The organism is Catenovulum sediminis (assembly GCF_007289895.1).
GTDB lineage: Bacteria > Pseudomonadota > Gammaproteobacteria > Enterobacterales > Alteromonadaceae > Catenovulum > Catenovulum sediminis.
Map to the genome: position 1 here is coordinate 2,020,346 of NZ_CP041660.1, position 18,839 is coordinate 2,039,184.

Sequence of the window (18,839 nt, forward strand, 5' to 3'; positions counted from 1 at the left end):
CCGATTATGCATCTTACCGCATGGCTAACGATTGGCATGTTTAAAAATTATTTAAGATTGAATTTAAAAAGAGTGACAAAGGGGTGCTCATGAATATTAAAAAAGTTGGATTTACCGCGTTGTTAGCGGGTGCTGCAGTACTAGCCGGATGTGGTGGCAGTGATTCAGGCAACTCCAACAGTACAAGTTATCTAACTTACTACAACTTGTCTTCAAATACTGCAGTAACTAAGTTGTATTCTGAAGATAGCTTATTGGCATCTGTTTCTTATGAGTCAAAAAGTTCGCGTCAGGCTGTTGCGGCTGGCACAAATACCATTGAATTGCGCGTTGATGAGGCGGATGACGTCACCACTACGTTGTATGAAGCAGAACTTAATTTAGCGCAAGATAAACGCAACTATTTAGTTTCTGTTGGTGCGTTATCAGAATCAGGTGGCGACGAACCTTTATTTTTTACCTATGATATTAACAATGTTGATGATGACTTTTTTGAGTTTAATTTGATGCATTTGGCTAAAGAATTTGGGCAAACCGCTACTTTGGAAGTTGTGGATAATAGCAGCAAGAATGTAGTAGAAACCATCACTATCGATTTTGGTGAATCAATTACTCAAAATATTGAATTGGATAAATACTATTTCCAAATCAAAAACCCAGCTGGCGAAGTTCAATATACTTCATCATCTATCGAGTTTGGCTCAATTCAATATTTCTTTGCGTTAAAAGATGAAGTTTTAAATGATCAAAACATCCTCACTATGACACGTTTGGTCGATTCATTTACAACCCCGGTCACCTATAAAGATAAAGATTTGAAGTCTTATTTCCGCCTATATAACAGTGCTCAGGCATTGGGTAATGTGGATATGACAATGAGTGGTGTTACCTATGAAAATGAAACGGTTATCAGTGGTCAAGCACCTGATACCTTGCCGGATTCGTCAGTAGAGTTGAATTCTGGCAGCTACAAAGTGACTTTGTCTGGTACTTCAATTCAAGGTGCATTGTATTCTTTTGCCAGCGGCGAAGATAAAACGATTGTTTTTTATCGTGATGCAGAAGGTCAATTGGACGATGTTTCCTTTAGCAATACAAACCGGGCTGATACCAGCAACCATCAAATTACTTTTGTTAATTTGTTGAATAACCAAGGCGAAAACGAAGTTGATTTGTATTTTGTTGCGCCAAATACAAATTTTGAGTCGACTTTGTATCGCATCACACAAAGACAACTGGGTGATGTCAGCCGCATTGCTATCCCATCGGCTACCTATGATATTTTCTTAGCTGTGGATGACGGCGATGGGGCACCTAAAGTTTTAGCTGAAGAGCTTGGGGTGACTTTTGGTTCTGGCGATAATACTGGTGATTGGGTTATTTTTGCTGAAACCGCTGAAGATAATGAGATGGCGGTTGAAGGCGGCGTATCTATCTTAAATCGTGTTAAAATGTAAGTTCCTCAGTAGCATTTGAACTTAATTTCCGACTAAGGCGTATTCATTGAATACGCCTTTTTTAGTTATTGCTGTTAACTTGCTAAAAATCGCTCTACAAGAGTTGTTATATTTGGGTATAATTGTCGCAATTCTAAAGCAATATTTAGTTTTTAAATATAATTGCAAGATTTGTAAAAACAACGGAGATATTTCTGTGGGTTTAAATAATAAGGTTAAGTTATCAGGCTGGTTATTAGCCTCTTGCATCGCATTTGTACCAGCAGTTTTTGCTGCTGATATGAGTGACGAAGCAATTAAAGAGCGCATTAAGCCTATCGGCTCAGTTCACGTAGCGGGTGAAAATGCAAGTGCCGCGAGTGCTGGTGGCGCGCGATCTGGTGAGCAGGTCTACAATGCCAGCTGCACAGCCTGTCATAGTGTTGGTGTTATGGGTGCGCCAAAACCCAACGTTGCAGCTGACTGGAATGCTCGAATTGAACAAGGTTTTGATACCATGTTAGACCATGCAATTAACGGCTTTAACGCAATGCCACCTAAAGGTACTTGTATGGACTGTTCAGATGATGAAATCAAAGCAGCCATTGAATATATGATTTCAGATATATAACAGATATCCTAATTGACTCATATTTACAAAAGCCGCATTTGCGGCTTTTGTCGTTTTAGCTTCACAACAGATAATTGTCTAAATAATATTCGCTGGAAATTCGTTATTATCATGTTAAACTGGGCGAATTGGTCTTTTTTTGTTCTGTAATCCCGTTTACGCCACCCCCTGTTGTAAACACTATTATACGTACAGAGCTTATTTGCTGTGGCCATTTCGCTTTAATATTAATAATAAATTAACAAATTTTCTCTCGGGTTAAGCGTTTTATAAAGGCTCTGCTATATTTTAATTGTTAATTAAATTGGTGGGTCGCTTATATGTATATCCGTTGGACAAATTTTCGTAGTTGGATTATCGCGTGGTGAATAATAAATCTAAGAGCCAAACGTATAAAGTAAAGCAACTCAAAAAATTGCTTGGGTTAAAAAAGCAAGTTGAAAGAGTCCATTCGGCGATGCTGGAGATTGCAGATTCGGTTAGTACCGCTAATGATCTGGAACATTTTTATTTTCAATTGCATGAAATTATTGCTTCTTTGGTTAGGGCTCCGAACCTTTTTATTATATTTCGTAATAGCCTCAGCCAAACTTATGAATTTCCATATTATGCCTCTCAAGATGGTGTTTTAAACAAGCCATTGATCCCAGATTCTGTTATAGATATGGGGCTAACAGGTTATTTGTTAAGGGAAAAAACATCCCTGTTATGCACAGCGAAAATGTACAACCAGCTTGTTGACTCGGGTGAAATCATCGAGTTAGGCGCACCCGCGACAAGTTGGTTAGGGGTAACTTTACAAAGAGAAAATGGTGATATTGGCGCACTTGTGATTGCAAGTTATAGTGATGAGGTTGTCTTTTCAGAAGATGATTTAAAAGCTTTAGAACTCTTGTCATTGCATGTCACACATGCAATAGACAGAGTGACACGGCAAAAACAAATGGAACGAGAAATCACGAGCCGCACGCAAGCTTTGTTTCAGACTAATCAAAAGCTTAAAACGGAAGTCAACCAGCACCGAAAATATCAGCAAGGTCATAAGTTATTACTTGAATTGGCAGAAACGCATGACTTTAGCAAACCTCTTGATTTTCTTTACCACAAATTTAGCGATATTTTAGTGAATATTTTTGAGCAAGGGCACTATTTTATCCAATATAACCGCAACACCAGCACATGGCGTTTTCCGAATGCAAATGCGATGACGTTGGAAGATATATCAAGAAAATATCAACCTATAAACGAGTATCTCGTTTTAGATCCACAGTCTATGGTTTTTGGTCCGAAAGAGATTCAACAACTGATTGCGCTCAATGCGATGATTGCCAATGGAGAACAAAAGAAAGCATTACTTGAACGCTCTTGGTTAAGTGCGCCTGTTAAAGTAGATGAGCAGTCTTGTTTGCTATTGGTGCTTGTGAAGCCGCTGAAGTCGGGTGACTTTTTAGTGAAAGATGCAGATATGCTGGGCTTTTTAGCAACGCATTTTAAGTTAATGCTACAACGTTGGGAATCGCAACAAGCTATCTTAAGTGCCAATGATAAATTGGAAAACACGATTTATCAAAGAACTCAAGATTTACATGACGCCAATGCTGATCTGCAACTACAAATTGAAGAGCGTAAAAAGGCACAAGATAAACTATACCATGATGCAAATCATGATACGTTAACCGGTTTGCCAAACCGTCAACTGTTTAACCGTAAATTAATGCATGCTGTTGCTTGTGCAACAATGGATAAAAACTATCAGTATAGTGTGTTATTTATTGATTTAGATAGATTTAAGTTGATAAACGATACTTTTGGCCACCTAGTGGGCGATCGATTTTTAGTCGAAGTGAGTCAGCGTATTCTAAGTAGCCTGTCACAAAATGATGTATTGGCACGATTAGGCGGGGATGAGTTTGTTATTCTGCTTCAGCAACGTAATGCAGGGATAGAAAAAGCGCAGGCTGTTGCTTGTCAAATCATTCAAGCGCTGAGCAGAGCTTTTGAAATAGATGGTTTTGAATTGTATGCCGGCTGTAGTATCGGTATAACCGGGGCTGAACAAAAATATGATAAACCAACCAATGTGCTAAGAGATGCGGATACGGCAATGTATCGTGCTAAAAACTTAGGGCGAGGCCGCTATGTCGTATTTGATCAAAGCTTGCACCTTGAGTTAGTTGCATTATTGAATCAGGAAACTGAATTGCGCAAGGCGCTAAAAGATGAAAGTTTAGACTTTGTCTTCCAGCCGATTATAAACCTGCAAACCGGTGAAGTAGCTGCGGTTGAATCATTAGTGCGCTGGCACCATCCAGAAAAAGGGGTATTAAAGCCAGTAGACTTTCTTCCGATGGCGCAGGATACGGGCTTAATTCAACAGATAGATGCGATAGCGTTAAAGCATGCATGTGAATATCTAAGACAAAGAGAGAGCTCACAAGATAAAGCATTGGTGTCGGTTAATATCAGTAGTGCGACTTTATATGATGATGAAGCCCTGCAAGCTTTATGTGATAGTTTGTCAGAGTTAAAAAGCGATTCATACGGATTAATCTTAGAATTTGCAGAAAAAGGATTAACTGAAGTTGAGCTATGTATTCGCGGTTTTGAGCGCTTACGACAATGTGGTGCGCGCGTCGCATTAGATGATTTTGGTTCTGAATCAGGCAGTATGGGACTGTTATTTAGTGGTGAAATTGACTTTGTCAAAGTTGACGAGCGCTTAATTAAAGATGCGGAAAACTCGATTGCCAAGCGTCGATATACCAGCCACTTAGTTGCAATTGGCCAAGAACAGGGATTTATTGTGATCGCCGAAGGTATTGAAAACGAAGCGATGCGCGAAACAGCCATTCAAACAGGTTGCGTATTTGCTCAGGGTCAGCTGCTTGCAGCGACCGTTTCGCGTGAAGATTTGTTTAAAGCACAAGACTATTATTTTAATAAATCCCGTAAATTAGCAATGTGAGCTTGTCCTTTTTGCTGGCGTTCTTGTTGGGAAACTTTTGCTTTTTGTCGTTCCCATACAAGGTCGTCTTGCGGCATTTCATATAAAAAGCGACTCGGCTCTGTTTTGAGAACTTCGCCAAATTGCCTGCGTTCTTTGGCCATGGTAAATATAAGTTCTTTTTGCGCGCGAGTGACACCCACGTAAGCTAATCGTCGCTCTTCTTCAATATTATCTTCGTCAATACTGGATTGGTGAGGTAATAAACCCTCTTCTGCGCCCACTAAAAATACATATGGAAACTCTAATCCTTTTGAAGCATGTAAAGTCATCAATTGTACTTGATCGGCCTCTGCTTCATCTTCACCACGCTCCATCATATCTCTTAAGGTTAGGCGGTTAACTGCTTCTTTTAGTGTGAGAGGGTCTTCATCTTCGCCGCCTTCAAGCATTCCACTAATCCAGCTAAATAACTGACTGACGTTTTTCATTCGCATTTCGGCCGCTTTGCCGCTTGGAGAGGTTTCATATAAAAACTCCTCATAGCGAATACCTTTGACTAAATCGCGCACTGCTGATAAGGCATCACCGCGTTGCGCTCTGTCATCCAGCTCTACCATCCAACGACAAAACTGTTGAAGGTTTTGCAGTTTTTTGCCACTTAATACAAGTTCGAGTTTACCTTCAAAGGCAGCAGAGAATAAGCTGACATGCATTTCATTCGCCAGTTGGCCGAGCTTCTCAAGTGTTGCTGGGCCTATTTCTCTTTTGGGAACATTGACAATTCGTAGAAATGCATTGTCGTCATCCGGATTTACCAATAGCCGCAGGTACGCCATAATATCTTTGATTTCACTACGGGAAAAAAAGGATGTTCCGCCACTGATTTTATATGGGATGCGGTTAGTCATTAAAGCTTTTTCAAACACCCTAGATTGGAAATTTCCGCGGTACAAGATTGCATAATCACCGTAATTGCTGCGCCGCATATATTTATGTGCTATCAATTCAGAAATGACTTTTTCAGCTTCGTTTTCTTCATCTTTTGCAAACAATATTCTGATTGGTTCACCATATGCCATTTCACTAAAAAGTGATTTATCGTAAACATGCGGGTTGTTGGCAATTAAAATATTGGCGGCATTCAAAATGCGTTGCACTGAACGGTAATTTTGTTCCAACTTTATTAGCTTAAGACGCGGAAAGTCAGTTTGTAATAAAACCAAGTTTTGAGGTTTTGCCCCCCGCCAACTATAAATTGACTGGTCATCATCGCCAACGACTGTAAATAAGCCACGAGATCCGACAATTTGTTTGACTAGCTCATACTGACTGGTGTTTGTATCTTGATATTCATCCACTAATAAATAGCGGATCTTTCGTTGCCAACGGTTACGAGCATCCTCATTGGTTTTTAGTAAAAGCGTGGGCACCAAAATCAGGTCGTCGAAATCAAACGCATTGTAGGCTGTCATTTGTTTTTGATAATTTTGGTAACACTGTGCGAAATAGCGAGATTGCTCGTCATTTGCTTTAGCGATGGCTTGCGGCGGTAAAATGAGTTCGTTTTTCCATGCTGAAATTTTATTTTGTAGCGCTTTAAGAGAGTCCTTGTCACCGTCCAATTGCTTTTCGGTCAGCGCTTTGAGTAAAGCAAAGGTGTCTTGATCGTCAAACAGGCTAAATGCTTGTTTTATGCCCAGCGTTTTGTACTCTCTTTTGATGATGTTTAAGCCTAATGTATGAAACGTTGAAACCATTAGACCCCGGCCAGCCCCTTTGGGTAAAGTTGCAGTGGCCCGTTCACGCATTTCTCTGGCCGCTTTGTTGGTAAAGGTCACAGCCGCAATTTGATTGGCTTTATAACCACATTGGGTCACCAAATGCGCTATTTTATTGGTAATTACACGCGTTTTACCACTACCAGCACCGGCTAAAACTAGACACGGACCGGTAACATAGCTTACTGCATCAGCTTGAGCTGGGTTTAATTTCATGCTTTGCCTGTTTGACTGAATATATTAAATGCGTGCAGGATTGTATTCATTCTCATTGTTAAGCGCAAAAAAATTGAATAAATCAGAAAACTTTATAAATAACGCTTTCTTTCATAGTATTTAATGATTGCGTTGCGTTACAATTAAAGCACAATATTCTTTTTATTGATTATTTTCTGGCTGAAGGGATTTGATACACAGTATGTGGCGCAGCGTAAGTTTACTATTTTTTTTTATCACACAAATTAAAAGTGTGATGGCCGCACCTACTGCTGTTTTGTACCCAGACGTGCGGGAACCCTATCTCTCAATTTTTGAACAGATCCGTAGTGGCGTAAAAGAAAGCAGCCAAAGCCAGGTTCAAGGCGTTGCGTTGGGTAGTGATACTGATGTCCCTTCGCTTATTAAAAAGCTAAAAAGTGACGATGTATCGCGTATTGTTTTGTTAGGCTCACGTGGTTATAGTATTGCGAGTGGACTAACCGCGCAATTTTCGTTAGTGGTTGGGGCGTATCCTTCAACACCCGGGACATTTGGTGGCGTTAGCATGATGACCGCGCCGGCTCAGGTCATTAAAAAGCTTAATTTGGTTGCTCCGAATGTTAAAAATGTCTATTTAATTGTCAGTGAACAGAATCGTTGGATCGCTGAATTACTAGAACAAATTTCAAAAACCGCAAAATTCAAACCCCATATTCATGTTGTTAATAATTTAAAAGAATCGGTACAAACCTACCATAAAATTAGCGTGCAAGGTCAGTTAGGGCCTGAAGATGCGATTTGGTTGCCTATTGATACAGTCGCAATGCATGAAAAAGTCATATTGCCTATGGTGTTAAAGGCGTCATGGGAAAAGAAATTCGTGTTATTTTCCAGCATCCCGACGCACGCTAAACGAGGGGCGTTGTTTTCATTTTATCCCGATAATTATGAGCTGGGTAAACAGCTGGGTAACATGTTGCACAATAACGATAAAACCATTCCATTATTGCCGATGAGTCATATTTTATTGGCTGTTAACTTACGAACTGCTAAACACCTTGGTATCACATACACAAGTCAAGAAAAAGAGCAGTTCAATATAATTTTACCCGAAAGATGATTAGAATATTATTGAAGTACTTATCGCCAAAATCCAGTATTCGCCGCCAATTAATGACGTACGTTGTTGGTGGTATTATTGTTGTGAGTCTCGCGGGGAGTAGCTTAACCGCTTGGGTCAGCTCTATTAAACTTAGAGAACTGATCGTTGAAGATGCAATGCAAGCCACTTCAGGCCTTGCAGAGCAAGGCCTATTAGCTTTGTTGACCGCGAGTCACGATAATGCAGAAGATGCTATCGGACAGGTAATGGGCTTTAAATCTGTGATTGGCGCTGCTGTGCTGGATGCGGATAAACAAGTGATTGCCAACCAACATATTGATATCGATTTTTTAAACAGTCACCACACGCATGACCAAAGCAGTGGATATGAAGAAGATGACAATTTCTTTTGGTTTTGGGAGGTTGTAAATATTCAGCAAGGTGATCTAGGATTAGGTGAGTATGACCAGCAAAAACAAAGCCAACTTGGGATAGTGTTTGTAAAGCTCAGCAAACAAACGCTGATAACGACTTCGCGTGATATTTTTGTCGCAACATTTTTAATCAGTGCTGTGGTTGCATTTATCTTGGTTATATTAGTTGATATCACTGTAAATAGGATAACTCGGCCAATTAATCACTTGGCTGATATTATGGAACAGGCTGAGCAATCTAGTCAGCATTTGCAAATAAAAGTGCAGGGAGCCAAAGAAATACGCCAGATGTCACATGCATTTAATACCCTAATGAAAACACTAGACGATCAGGATGAACAATTACGAAGTCATCGCGACCAGTTAGAATATGAAGTTAAGCAACGCACCCATGAGTTGGTCGAAGCGAGAGATTCTGCACTAACCGCATCCAGGCATAAATCAGTTTTTTTAGCAAATGTGACCCATGAATTAAGAACTCCCATTCAAGCTATTATTGGTTATATCGATTTGGTTCGAGAAGAACTCGAAATGGACGGTATGGACATGTATACCCGAGATTTAGGCAAGGTGCAGCGCAATGCAGAGCGATTGTTGTCACTCATAAATAGCATATTAGATTTGTCTAAGGTAGAAGCTGGTCGAATGGATGTAAAATTCACAACCATTGAATTAAAAGCTTCAATTGCCAATGCTGTTGATACTATTTCTCCTTTATTAGACAAAAACAATAACTTATTTGTTGGCCCACAAAACCCAATAGAGTTGTTTGTTGAATCAGATAAAAATAAGCTAGAACAAATTTTGATTAACCTGCTAAGTAATGCCTGTAAATTTACCAATAATGGCACTATAAGTTTAGAATATGAGGTCGATGAGCATTCGTATTCAATTAAAGTGGTTGACTCTGGCAAAGGTATTCCGGCAGAAAAGCTGGACGAAATATTTGATGAATTTAGGCAAGTTGGGCAAAATGCGAAACGCGAAAAAGGTAGCAGCTCACGAGAGTTTGAAGGAACAGGGCTTGGGCTTGCCATCAGTCAAAAGTTTGCGCGTTTATTAGGCGGCGAAATTACAGTACAAAGCCGTGTTGGTGAAGGTACAACTTTTACTTTAACTTTGCCGCTATGACTTTATCTGAGTAACGCTTTTTCCAGTGTTTTATTGATAATTTTAGCAGCTGTTGCTTTGCTTTTATGGTTTGGGTGTAAACCATCACCAATATGCTCAAATGTTTTCCAAGCTTCAATTACGGTTACACCGTCTTCGTTATAAATATAATCTTCGTAACTGGTTTGAATTAATTGGTATTGCGCCTCATTTGCCGTTTTAAAGTCCGGTATAATTGCGGAAAAAATGGATTCTGTTAAGGCTAAATCTAATTGTTCATAACTTGGCATTTTGACAACAAATACTTTAACATTTTGGCTTTGCAGATATGCAATTGTATCCAACGTATTTGCAACTGGGCCTGCTAACACCTCGGCTTGTGTTGGACACAAGCCCGCTAAAGTGTGTTTGCAGTCGTTAAACTGGAAAAGTACTACAGCTTTCATATGGCTGCCATCAGACCACATCGTTGTATGTTCAACCAGTTCTTGCGCTTGTTGCAGCATGGTTTTAAAGCCATTCGCACCATCTGATGTAGCTCCTCCTTGCGCATTTTCGCGATACACCAGCCCTCCAGCCTTGTGAATCGTAGTGCCTTTCAAATAGTCTGCGATACCGCGGTAAGAAGCACCGTTTAAGCTGGTTAAGCCGGATGTATTGCCAATAGGGGCTTCGGGGTCGACATAACTGGCACCAATCAAACCGACTACTGGATTGCTGAAATCGGGCGTGATATCCGATTGCGCATTTACCGTAAACACCTTGAATGATAATAGGGCAACAGAGATAAGTAATAGGCTTTTCATTCTTATTATTCCTTATTCGTTTTGTTGAGAATGTAAAAATAGCGGTGTATGTACTTTATAAGCTTCTAATTTGGGGGCCAGTATAACGAATATCTTCGCAGCGCTTAGGTAAAAACTCATGTTTTTTGTGATTTACGTTGTCGCTAAAACATGCAGCTACGCCACTGGCGACACATAGTGCTTTAATTTGATAGCCTTCTTCTGGTGTAAACCCTTGGTCGGATAAAAACGCTGCCGTATAACCACCGATATTAATGCCACTTCCATACTCAGCCTCAAGGAAAGTAGAAAGTTGCTCAGACAGGCGTAAATGAGGGCCTTTTTTAAATCCTAAATTTTCTGTCATTCTTTGATGCGGTAAGATTCGTTCATCTTTTTTATCAACTGGTCGGACATAACCTACAATAGCGGGTTTGCCATGTTTAATAGGTGCCTCGGCAATAAGTTGCTCAACGGGCTGCCCCATTGCTATTTTATTAACCGCCTGTTGAATAAACGCCATCGCGAGTTTTGTGGTTAAACTGCCTCCATAAGCTCGTGAATCCGCTGCTAGCACACCTGCTGTTATTGCTGCACTAGGGGAGGTAGCATTCATGCCGGCTAAAGCGCCAATTTGATTGCACCATATACGCGCATCAGGATAGCTCATACACATAAAGTTATTTTCTAACCAAGTTGCCAACTCTTTGCTGATAAGTTTGCCAGTGACATTGAGGACTTGGATCTGCATATAGGAATATTGCATAAATAACTCTGCAAACAAAGGATGGTTTCGGATATAAACTTCCTGACCGCCTATCCATTTACCTATGTCTGTTGAAATCTTATTTCTCTTGCTGTCCCAATATTCAGTGAGTTTATTTTTTTGCTTCATAATAATACTGCTCATCTTCCAATAGAGGGGCTGAAGTGATGGGTTTGTGGGTTTGTTCCAGACCATGCATTAATATGCCTGGCGCAACCATTAATTGGTATAAACCTAGTGCTTCTCGAGAGCCGATTTCTAAGCAAGTTAGACCGATAGCAGCAAAAGAGGTCGGCAGTAAACCTAAATTTTCAGCTTGTAAAGCAAGACGCAGTTTGTCGCACCAAAGTAAAAATTCGTTGTGCGGAAGAAGGTGTAATAATTGGGCAAAATGTCGCTGAAAAATTGGATCTACATCTCCAAAGCTTTGACCAAAGCCAAAATTTTGCGAACTGTTTTGTTGCGATATTCCTGTTTTAATAATATCTACAACTGGTTGAACTGCGGTAAATTTATGTTGCTGTAAAAAATGTGTACATTGAGCAACTGTTATTGCTCCGTTGTGCTCCCCCCCCGCTAACTGTAAACCAATGGGTAAAATATGCTCAGTTCTGCACTTACTGATGGCTGCTGTCATCGAACCAGCTATACATGGTTCTCTCGGACCTAGGTTGAGTAAGGCAGACATTATGTAATTGAGAAGTTTACTTTGTTCCACATTTGGCAGCTCTCCTTTTATCAATAAATATAGCTGCTCAACATAGCTGACTTGATTGCATAACTGTTCGTGATCGTAACCGAATAAATATCGTTTTTCTGTCAGATAAGGGTTATCTGCCGCTGGTTTTTCATAACAGATTTGAGTTTCTTGTTTTTTACTATATAAAAATCCTTTTTTATCTGTTGGTGTGCTTTGTGCCATTAAGCTTTTTCTTATTTAAGATAATATTTTGCAGTGAGCCAGAAACCTCTGCTTTCGAGTGGGAAATCATTTTGGATTCTTGTACCTGCTGGTTCAAAAGCATTTACATTAAATAAATTTCTAACGGTAAGTGTAAAGTCTGTGCGGTCATTAAAGGTATAATTCAGGTTTAAATTTGTCCAGTTGTAGTCATCGATTGAATTTCTATTGTCGCCGGAAGCTCTTTCTCTGGACATAATCCAATATGAATCTAAGTAAAGCTGCAGTTCATCATTAATCTGCCATTGGATTGTCGCATCCAATTGTTGCTGCGGGGCATCAGCGATATCAGTGCCGTTGGTAAACTCTGATTTTTGCCAAGCATAGCCAAACTTTAAGTCGACAGCCGTAACAGGAGACCAGATAAATTCAAACTCTGAACCATAGCCATCTTGTTGTTGTGAGTTTTGCAATTGTACTGTGCCATCTGGGTTCGGCTGGTATTCTAGCAAGTCAGTTGCTTGATAAGAAAACAAACTTAGTAAGATTTGGGTATCAAATGTAGGGCGGTAATCAAATGCCAGTTCATATGTATCAATTTGTTCTGGTCGTAATTCTGGGTTACCCAGTAAAACTGGGTTATTTTTTGAATAGAGATCGCCAAAAGAAGGGGCTCTGAACGCGCTACCATATAAAAATTTAGAGGTTAGGTTGTAGCTGGTTTGCCACACCAATGCGACTCGCGGGTTGATGGTAGAGCCAAAATCTGAGTAATTATCGTATCTTATACCGGAAGTTAACGTCCAATCATTGGCGAGATTCCACTCATCCTGCACAGAAATATAACTCAGTTTTCGAGCGTTATCACCAATGAAAATATGTTCGGTACCACGCAAACTGGTCAATCTAGCATCTTGCGTTGTTTCATTGCCTTCCAGTACCCCTGGACCAAAGTTTTTATATTCATCGGTTTTTTCATAACTGTATTTAAACCCAACCTCAGCTCTGATTTCATGTGAACTTGAACTTGATATCAAGGCGGTTAGCTTAGCACCATAATTGGTATCGTAGAGTTCAGGTGCGCCAATGTATCCTTGGGTAAAGGTGGTTCCATTGCCGTCTTGATAACCCGGTGGGAAAATTTGAAAGCGAGTAAGTGATTCGTAATCCTGTAAAAAGGAAGAAAAATGTAGATGCAGATTATCCGTCACTTGTTTTTGAAAACCCAGGGAGACTGAGAATTGTTCGCTTCTGGTTAAATCGTTATTAGAAAGTGCTTGGGCAGCACCCGCACCGGTTCCGCCTTCAATATCAAGGTACCATAACTTCGCATAAAAGGATTGGTATTCTGCCTGCAAATGCACATCTAGGTATTTATGCTGAGTATCTAAAGCACTTGGCGCAAGAGAAAGGTCGGATAAACCCAAGAGCGTTAAAAAGTCGCTGTCGATAATTCTGCTTGAGTCTCCATCGGTTCTTTGCCACTGAGCATTTGCACTGTATTTGAGGTCCCCCGATTCTGACTGATAGTTAAACCAGCTCGCTTTGGTGTTAAATGATCCGGCTTTTGCACCGACTTCATTTTTGTAGATAGAATCAGTGCCTTTAGTGATGATATTAATAACACCTGAGAATGCGTCAGCGCCATAAACAGCTGAACCCGGGCCTTTAATAATTTCAATACGGTCAATAATATTGACACCAACATCAAAAATATTCCATTTTGCACCGGTAAACTCGTAAGTTGTGCGCATTCCATTGACTAACACTAATACTTGTGGGTTCTGGTCAGTATGAATGCCTCGAATAGAATAAGATGGATTCATTCGATTCAGTTTAGAAGGGTATACGTGAATGCCAGTAACGGATTCAATCGCTTGGTGTACTGTGTTTGCGCCCATCGCTTTGATATCGTCGCTGGTAATAATGCTGGCCACAGAGGGCGCTTTATAAATAGGCTTTTTGGTACCAGTGGCAATGCTGATGAACTCTTCATCACCATAAAAATCTTCTAAGCTGAATCCCATTTCAGCATAAGGTTCATTACTCAAAGCCGGATAAGAAAGAGCGCAAGTAAGGCAAAACAAAGAGTAAGTTGTTTTGAACATAGAAAATTCCGTTACTGATTTAATTATGCTTTTATTTTTGTTTAGCACTCAGACTAGCTTGTTTTTTATAAAAAACAAGCATTCAGCTATTAAATTTAGCGCCAGTCGTCAAAACGAATGTTTTCTAAACAAAAATTTATGCGGCATTAACATGATACTATGCAAGGTGTTAATTCTGAACACTACTGAACAGTATTTTACTATTTGGTTAGCCTTGCTTTTATTACCCACCCGGTGTTGCCGAGCCTTTGTTAGCCAACCCTTTTACACGTTCACCCATAGGGGGTATTTCTTCCGGATCAATTCTAACATCCAATAGTGTGGGTTGTGTTTTGCTAAATAAACGATGCCAATCAATTTCGACCAGTTCATCAGCATTTGTAATAACAATCCCTTCTAAACCCATACTTTCTGCCATTTGAGCATAATTAATTGTATTTAATTTAAAACCGATTTTTTCTGCATTTCCAAGCCGCTGGCCATGCATTACCATACCCAAAGCGGCATCATTTAAAATTAAAAATACAACGGGTAAATTGTGCTGAGCAGCAACCGTAATTTCTTGCGCACTCATTAAATAACTGCCATCGCCAGTTACACAAATCGTGGGTTCCGATTTTGTCGCAAAAGCAGAGCCTATCGCTGAAGATATTGCCCACGCCATAGAGCCGAATCCCATTGCGATACGATAATATCCATTGGTATCTTTACGTTGATAATAGTGGGTTGCCCATGACCAAGCATTGCCGGCATCAATGTGCATCCGAGTGTTTTCGGGTAAGTTTTTAGCGAGCTCAGAAAATAGTCGTTGAGGTTTTAAAGGGATAGCATTGGACAGGCACTTTTCAGGCTCTGCTAACACCGATCTGCTGCCAAAGCAGTTTGGCTGAGGAATGGCTTCGGTTAATAAACCTGGCCAATCTCGTCCCCATTTTTGCGCAGTATTTACACTGTCGATAAGGCGTTTCATGATTGCCGTAATTTTACCACAAACGTGTAGGCGCGCCATTGGCGAGCGGGTAAAATGTTCAGGTGTCGAATCAACATGAATCAGCTTACTGGACAATAATGGGCTTTCTAACCAACCACTGGTACCCAATTCTCCCAACTGAGCGCCGATCGCTATTACTAAATCTAGCTCATCATTATGAATCACTTTTTTCGCACTTTCGTGACCTGCAAAACCATAAACGCCGCGATACAGTGGATGTGTTTCATCTATCCACCTTTTACCCACTGGGCCTGTCACAAATGGCGCATTTATTAATTCGGCAAATTCTTGAATGAGTTTTCCAGCATGCTGACAACCATCACCTAAAAACAAGGCGACTTGATTGGCATGTGCTAGTTCCTGACATAATTGATCCAGCGATTCGTAATCAGATAACGAAAAATCTTGTGTTAATCGCGCAGCTTTTAGATCACTTGGAAAGTATACTTCTGCCCGCAAAATATCAGATGGAATACTTATGTGGGCCGTGCCTTTCGGGGTGCGCATTGCATTCATAATGGCGGATATTAACTTGTTTTCAACTTGTTGCGGGTGGCTGATAAGTGTATTAAACGAGGTGCAGTGACGAAACATAGAGACCACATCAATGGCTGCGCAGGATGAATCTTGTAAAGACTTGCGACCAAACTTGGGGAGCGGTGTTTGTGCAGTAATCACCAACATTGGAATTTTGTCAGAGTGCGCTGAAGCGACCCCTGTAATTAAATTGGTTGAACCTGGGCCAGTTGTTGAGCAGACGACACCGAGTTTGCCAGTCTCTCGGGCGTATCCATCTGCCATAAACGCAGCGCCGCATTCATGTCGGGCGACAATCGCCTTAATACCGCCGCGGCGCTCACTAATGGCTAACGCATTGTATAAGGGCTCAATCGCACCGCCGGGCACACCAAAAACATATTCGACACCTAATTTTTCTAAATAGTGGAGAATTAAATCTGCAAAACTAATGCTAGTCGACTTTACTTCAGACATGGCTGGTCAATCGCCTTATTATTTTACTTAGTTACGAATACACTTTATTGGAATTCTGTGCGGCAATTACTTGCCGCTTTTGACTATTTGCGGAAAATAATTGCCGGTCAATTGTATACGCGTCGCTTACTAGTTGTAAACTGTTCTCGACGTAGGGCTGCTTTGTGAGCAATATTTAACTGAGTATTAATCAATTGAACTGTATGTTCACTGGCACCTTGAAAAGCTTGCTGACAACTCTTAGCCTGATAAGCCAATGCTAAGCGTGCTGACTTGTTTGTTATCAGATAAGCTAATTGTGTTTGCAACCCTAACTTATCGTTAACTTTAGTACAGCCTTGATATTCGGCAAGTATTTGATAGCTTTTTTCAAAATTGAAAACATGCGGGCCGTGTAAGATGGCTTTTTCCTGGCAGGCACTCTCGAATGGGTTATGACCGCCACGCTCTACTAAGCTCCCGCCCACAAAAACCATGTTTGCAAGGGCGATATAGTAAGCCATTTCACCCAATGTATCGCCAACGATGACCTGAGTGTTCGCGTTAGGTTTATCCGCGATTTGTGTTTTACGTTCTGTGGCAAAGTATGTTCTGCACTCGTCGTAAACTTGGGCAAATCTGTCTGGATGTCGAGGGACGATAATCAAAAGTAAATCGGGAAATTTTTTAACTAACGACTTATGGGTTTGCAAGATTTGCGTTTCTTCTCCCGGATGAGTGCTAGCAGCTAACCATACTGGTTGTTGTAATTGCCAGTTTTGGACAAATTGACTGATGTTTTGTTGTTCGCTAGGGCTGAGCCGTGTATCAAATTTAATATTGCCGGTTATTTTAATGCGATCGGGTCGACAGCCCAACTGTAAAAAACGTTTAGCATCTGTATCAAATTGTGCAGCGACTAAATCTAATTTTTGCATCATATTAAAGGTTAATTTTGCAAACTTTCGATAGCCTTTAGCAGAGCGCTCAGACATTCGTGCATTGATCACCATCACCCGGCAGTTAATGCGTTTAGCGTGGTGAATTAAATTTGGCCAAAGTTCTGTTTCCATTAAAACGAGTACACTGGGTTTTATTTGATCAATAAAGCGACGTTGAATGATGGGGAGGTCAAAAGGTAGATAGCAATGGGTGACTTGCGTGTGTTCACTAAAAGTTTGTTTGATTTGTTGTGAGCCCGTGGGCGTTGTGCTGGTGACCGTAACCGTCGTATTCGGGTTTTGCTGAATAAACGCGCTAATTATCGGCGTTGCGGCTATCGCCTCACCTAACGATGCCACGTGAAAAAGCACACCGCCGCTTTTTACTGTTATTTTTTTACGTGCTAGTCGCTCATCCCAGCGCACTCCGTACTCAGGTTGTTTTCTGGATTTGCGTTTTAGCCGCAGTAACATAAATGGCAGCAAAACACGCATCAATTGATTATAAATAAAGTGAGTCATATGTTAATCCGGAAGCGTCGTCAATGGGCAATTCCATACGAAAAAGTTTATGCAGCTGTAGTGTCATTTGAGTGAAATAAAGATGAAGTATTTTTGACGCTCAGTTTTTAAAATTCGAGCAACCGAATGGCGATACCTCCACAAAATATATTATTTATCAGATTGAGCGCGATAGGAGATGCAATTATGGCATCCGCTATCTTGCCCGCATTGAAAAATAAATATCCAAATAGTCGCTTAATTTGGTTAGCAGAGCCGGTGGCGGCGTCTTTATTAAAAGGTCATCCATTGATTGACAAGCTGATCGTTTTACCGCGAGATGAATGGAAATCAATGTGGAAAAAAAAACAATACATTCGCTGTTTTAAAGCGGTTTCGGCTTTTGTAAAAGCATTAAAACGCGAAGATATCGATTTAGCGATAGATGCTCAAGGTTTATTAAAAAGTGGTTTATGGGCATGGTTCAGTGGTGCTCAACAAAGGGTTGGTTTAGGCTCAAAGGAAGGTAGTCAATATTTGATGACTGAGCTTGTTGAGCGTTTGCCGGATGATCCTGAAATATGTTCAGAATATCGAGATCTGGCCAACTATTTAAAGCTAGATACGCAACAATTTTTTATGTCTATGCCGGTTGATGCTGCAGACATAAAAGCGAGTCAGCAAACCTTAATTGAACATGGCCTAGAGCCCAATTTACCTTATATTGTGATATGTCCATTTACCACTCGAGCGCAAAAACACTGGATTGACCAACATTGGCATACCCTGTTCAATCAATACTTAGCTAAGCAACCAGCACAAACCGTTGTTTTAGGTGGACCCGGTGATCTCGAACCTAGTAAAACCCTGTTAGAGGGTATCAAGCAGCCTGAAAAAATCATCAATATGGTGGGTAAAACCTCGCTAAAACAAGCTGCGGCACTTATCAAAAGTGCTCAACTATTAATCGGGGTCGATACCGGTCTGACACATATGGGCATTGCTCAACAAACACCTACTTTGGCAATTTTTGGCTCAACTTTTCCGTACAAAATTACCAACTCGCCAACAGCTAAGGTCTTATATGAACAACAAGAATGTGCCCCTTGCAGGCGCAAACCCAGTTGTCAGGGGGCTTTTACCTGCATGTGGCAGGTTACGCCTGAATATGTATGGTTGAATGCGCAGCAATGGTTGCTTGGACAAACGGCCAAACTAAGCATAAGCGAATTATAAAT

Annotated in this window: 13 protein-coding genes; 6 read left to right on the top strand and 7 right to left on the bottom strand. The window is 40.6% G+C overall.

Annotated elements, in window-relative coordinates; all coding sequences use genetic code 11:
- The first annotated feature begins 89 nt into the window (after nucleotides 1-89).
- From FNT16_RS08195 to FNT16_RS08205, 3 genes are all read left to right on the top strand, one after another.
- Nucleotides 90-1,457 carry a hypothetical protein gene (locus tag FNT16_RS08195; RefSeq protein ID WP_143871133.1) on the top strand — a complete coding sequence of 456 codons (1,368 nt, stop codon included), beginning with the start codon at nucleotides 90-92 and terminating at the stop codon, nucleotides 1,455-1,457.
- Between the two features lie 196 nt (nucleotides 1,458-1,653).
- Complete coding sequence (locus tag FNT16_RS08200; RefSeq protein WP_425456696.1) at nucleotides 1,654-2,067, top strand: c-type cytochrome; 414 nt, start codon at nucleotides 1,654-1,656, stop codon at nucleotides 2,065-2,067.
- A gap of 361 nt (nucleotides 2,068-2,428) precedes the next feature.
- On the top strand, nucleotides 2,429-5,032 hold the full coding sequence (locus tag FNT16_RS08205; RefSeq protein WP_143871134.1) for a sensor domain-containing phosphodiesterase: 2,604 nt from the start codon (nucleotides 2,429-2,431) through the stop codon (nucleotides 5,030-5,032).
- On the opposite strand, the gene rep is transcribed toward FNT16_RS08205, so the two are convergent.
- A complete protein-coding gene (rep, locus tag FNT16_RS08210; RefSeq protein ID WP_143871135.1) occupies nucleotides 4,999-7,008 on the bottom strand; it encodes a DNA helicase Rep in 2,010 nt (669 codons plus the stop codon). The genes FNT16_RS08205 and rep overlap by 34 nt on opposite strands.
- 202 nt (nucleotides 7,009-7,210) lie before the next feature.
- Here rep and FNT16_RS08215 point away from each other — a divergent pair, with 202 nt between their 5' ends.
- Both FNT16_RS08215 and FNT16_RS08220 read left to right on the top strand, forming a co-directional pair.
- Nucleotides 7,211-8,110 carry an ABC transporter substrate binding protein gene (locus FNT16_RS08215; protein WP_143871136.1) on the top strand — a complete coding sequence of 300 codons (900 nt, stop codon included), beginning with the start codon at nucleotides 7,211-7,213 and terminating at the stop codon, nucleotides 8,108-8,110.
- 11 nt (nucleotides 8,111-8,121) lie between these two features.
- A complete protein-coding gene (locus FNT16_RS08220; protein ID WP_185976730.1) occupies nucleotides 8,122-9,657 on the top strand; it encodes a sensor histidine kinase in 1,536 nt (511 codons plus the stop codon).
- A gap of 2 nt (nucleotides 9,658-9,659) precedes the next feature.
- On the opposite strand, the gene FNT16_RS08225 is transcribed toward FNT16_RS08220, so the two are convergent.
- The 6 genes from FNT16_RS08225 to waaA form a co-directional block, all read right to left on the bottom strand.
- Nucleotides 9,660-10,442 (bottom strand): hypothetical protein, encoded by a 783-nt coding sequence (locus FNT16_RS08225; RefSeq protein ID WP_143871138.1) that lies wholly within the window; start codon nucleotides 10,440-10,442, stop codon nucleotides 9,660-9,662.
- Nucleotides 10,443-10,497: 55 nt separating this feature from the next.
- Nucleotides 10,498-11,316: a citrate synthase family protein gene (locus FNT16_RS08230; RefSeq protein ID WP_143871139.1), complete on the bottom strand. Its 819-nt coding sequence runs from the start codon at nucleotides 11,314-11,316 to the stop codon at nucleotides 10,498-10,500.
- A complete protein-coding gene (locus tag FNT16_RS08235) occupies nucleotides 11,300-12,109 on the bottom strand; it encodes a citrate synthase family protein (protein WP_143871140.1) in 810 nt (269 codons plus the stop codon). The genes FNT16_RS08230 and FNT16_RS08235 overlap by 17 nt, the downstream gene beginning before the upstream one ends.
- An 11-nt stretch (nucleotides 12,110-12,120) precedes the next feature.
- A complete protein-coding gene (locus FNT16_RS08240; RefSeq protein WP_143871141.1) occupies nucleotides 12,121-14,196 on the bottom strand; it encodes a TonB-dependent receptor plug domain-containing protein in 2,076 nt (691 codons plus the stop codon).
- Between the two features lie 223 nt (nucleotides 14,197-14,419).
- Nucleotides 14,420-16,180, bottom strand: coding sequence for a thiamine pyrophosphate-binding protein (locus tag FNT16_RS08245; RefSeq protein ID WP_143871142.1), 1,761 nt, complete (start codon nucleotides 16,178-16,180; stop codon nucleotides 14,420-14,422).
- Nucleotides 16,181-16,287: 107 nt separating this feature from the next.
- The gene (gene waaA, locus FNT16_RS08250) at nucleotides 16,288-17,622 is read right to left on the bottom strand and encodes a lipid IV(A) 3-deoxy-D-manno-octulosonic acid transferase (RefSeq protein WP_143871143.1); all 1,335 of its coding nucleotides are present in this window, start codon (nucleotides 17,620-17,622) and stop codon (nucleotides 16,288-16,290) included.
- Between the two features lie 186 nt (nucleotides 17,623-17,808).
- On the opposite strand from waaA, the gene FNT16_RS08255 reads away from it, so the two are divergent.
- Nucleotides 17,809-18,837 (top strand): glycosyltransferase family 9 protein, encoded by a 1,029-nt coding sequence (locus FNT16_RS08255; protein ID WP_185976731.1) that lies wholly within the window; start codon nucleotides 17,809-17,811, stop codon nucleotides 18,835-18,837.
- Nucleotides 18,838-18,839: the final 2 nt, after the last annotated feature.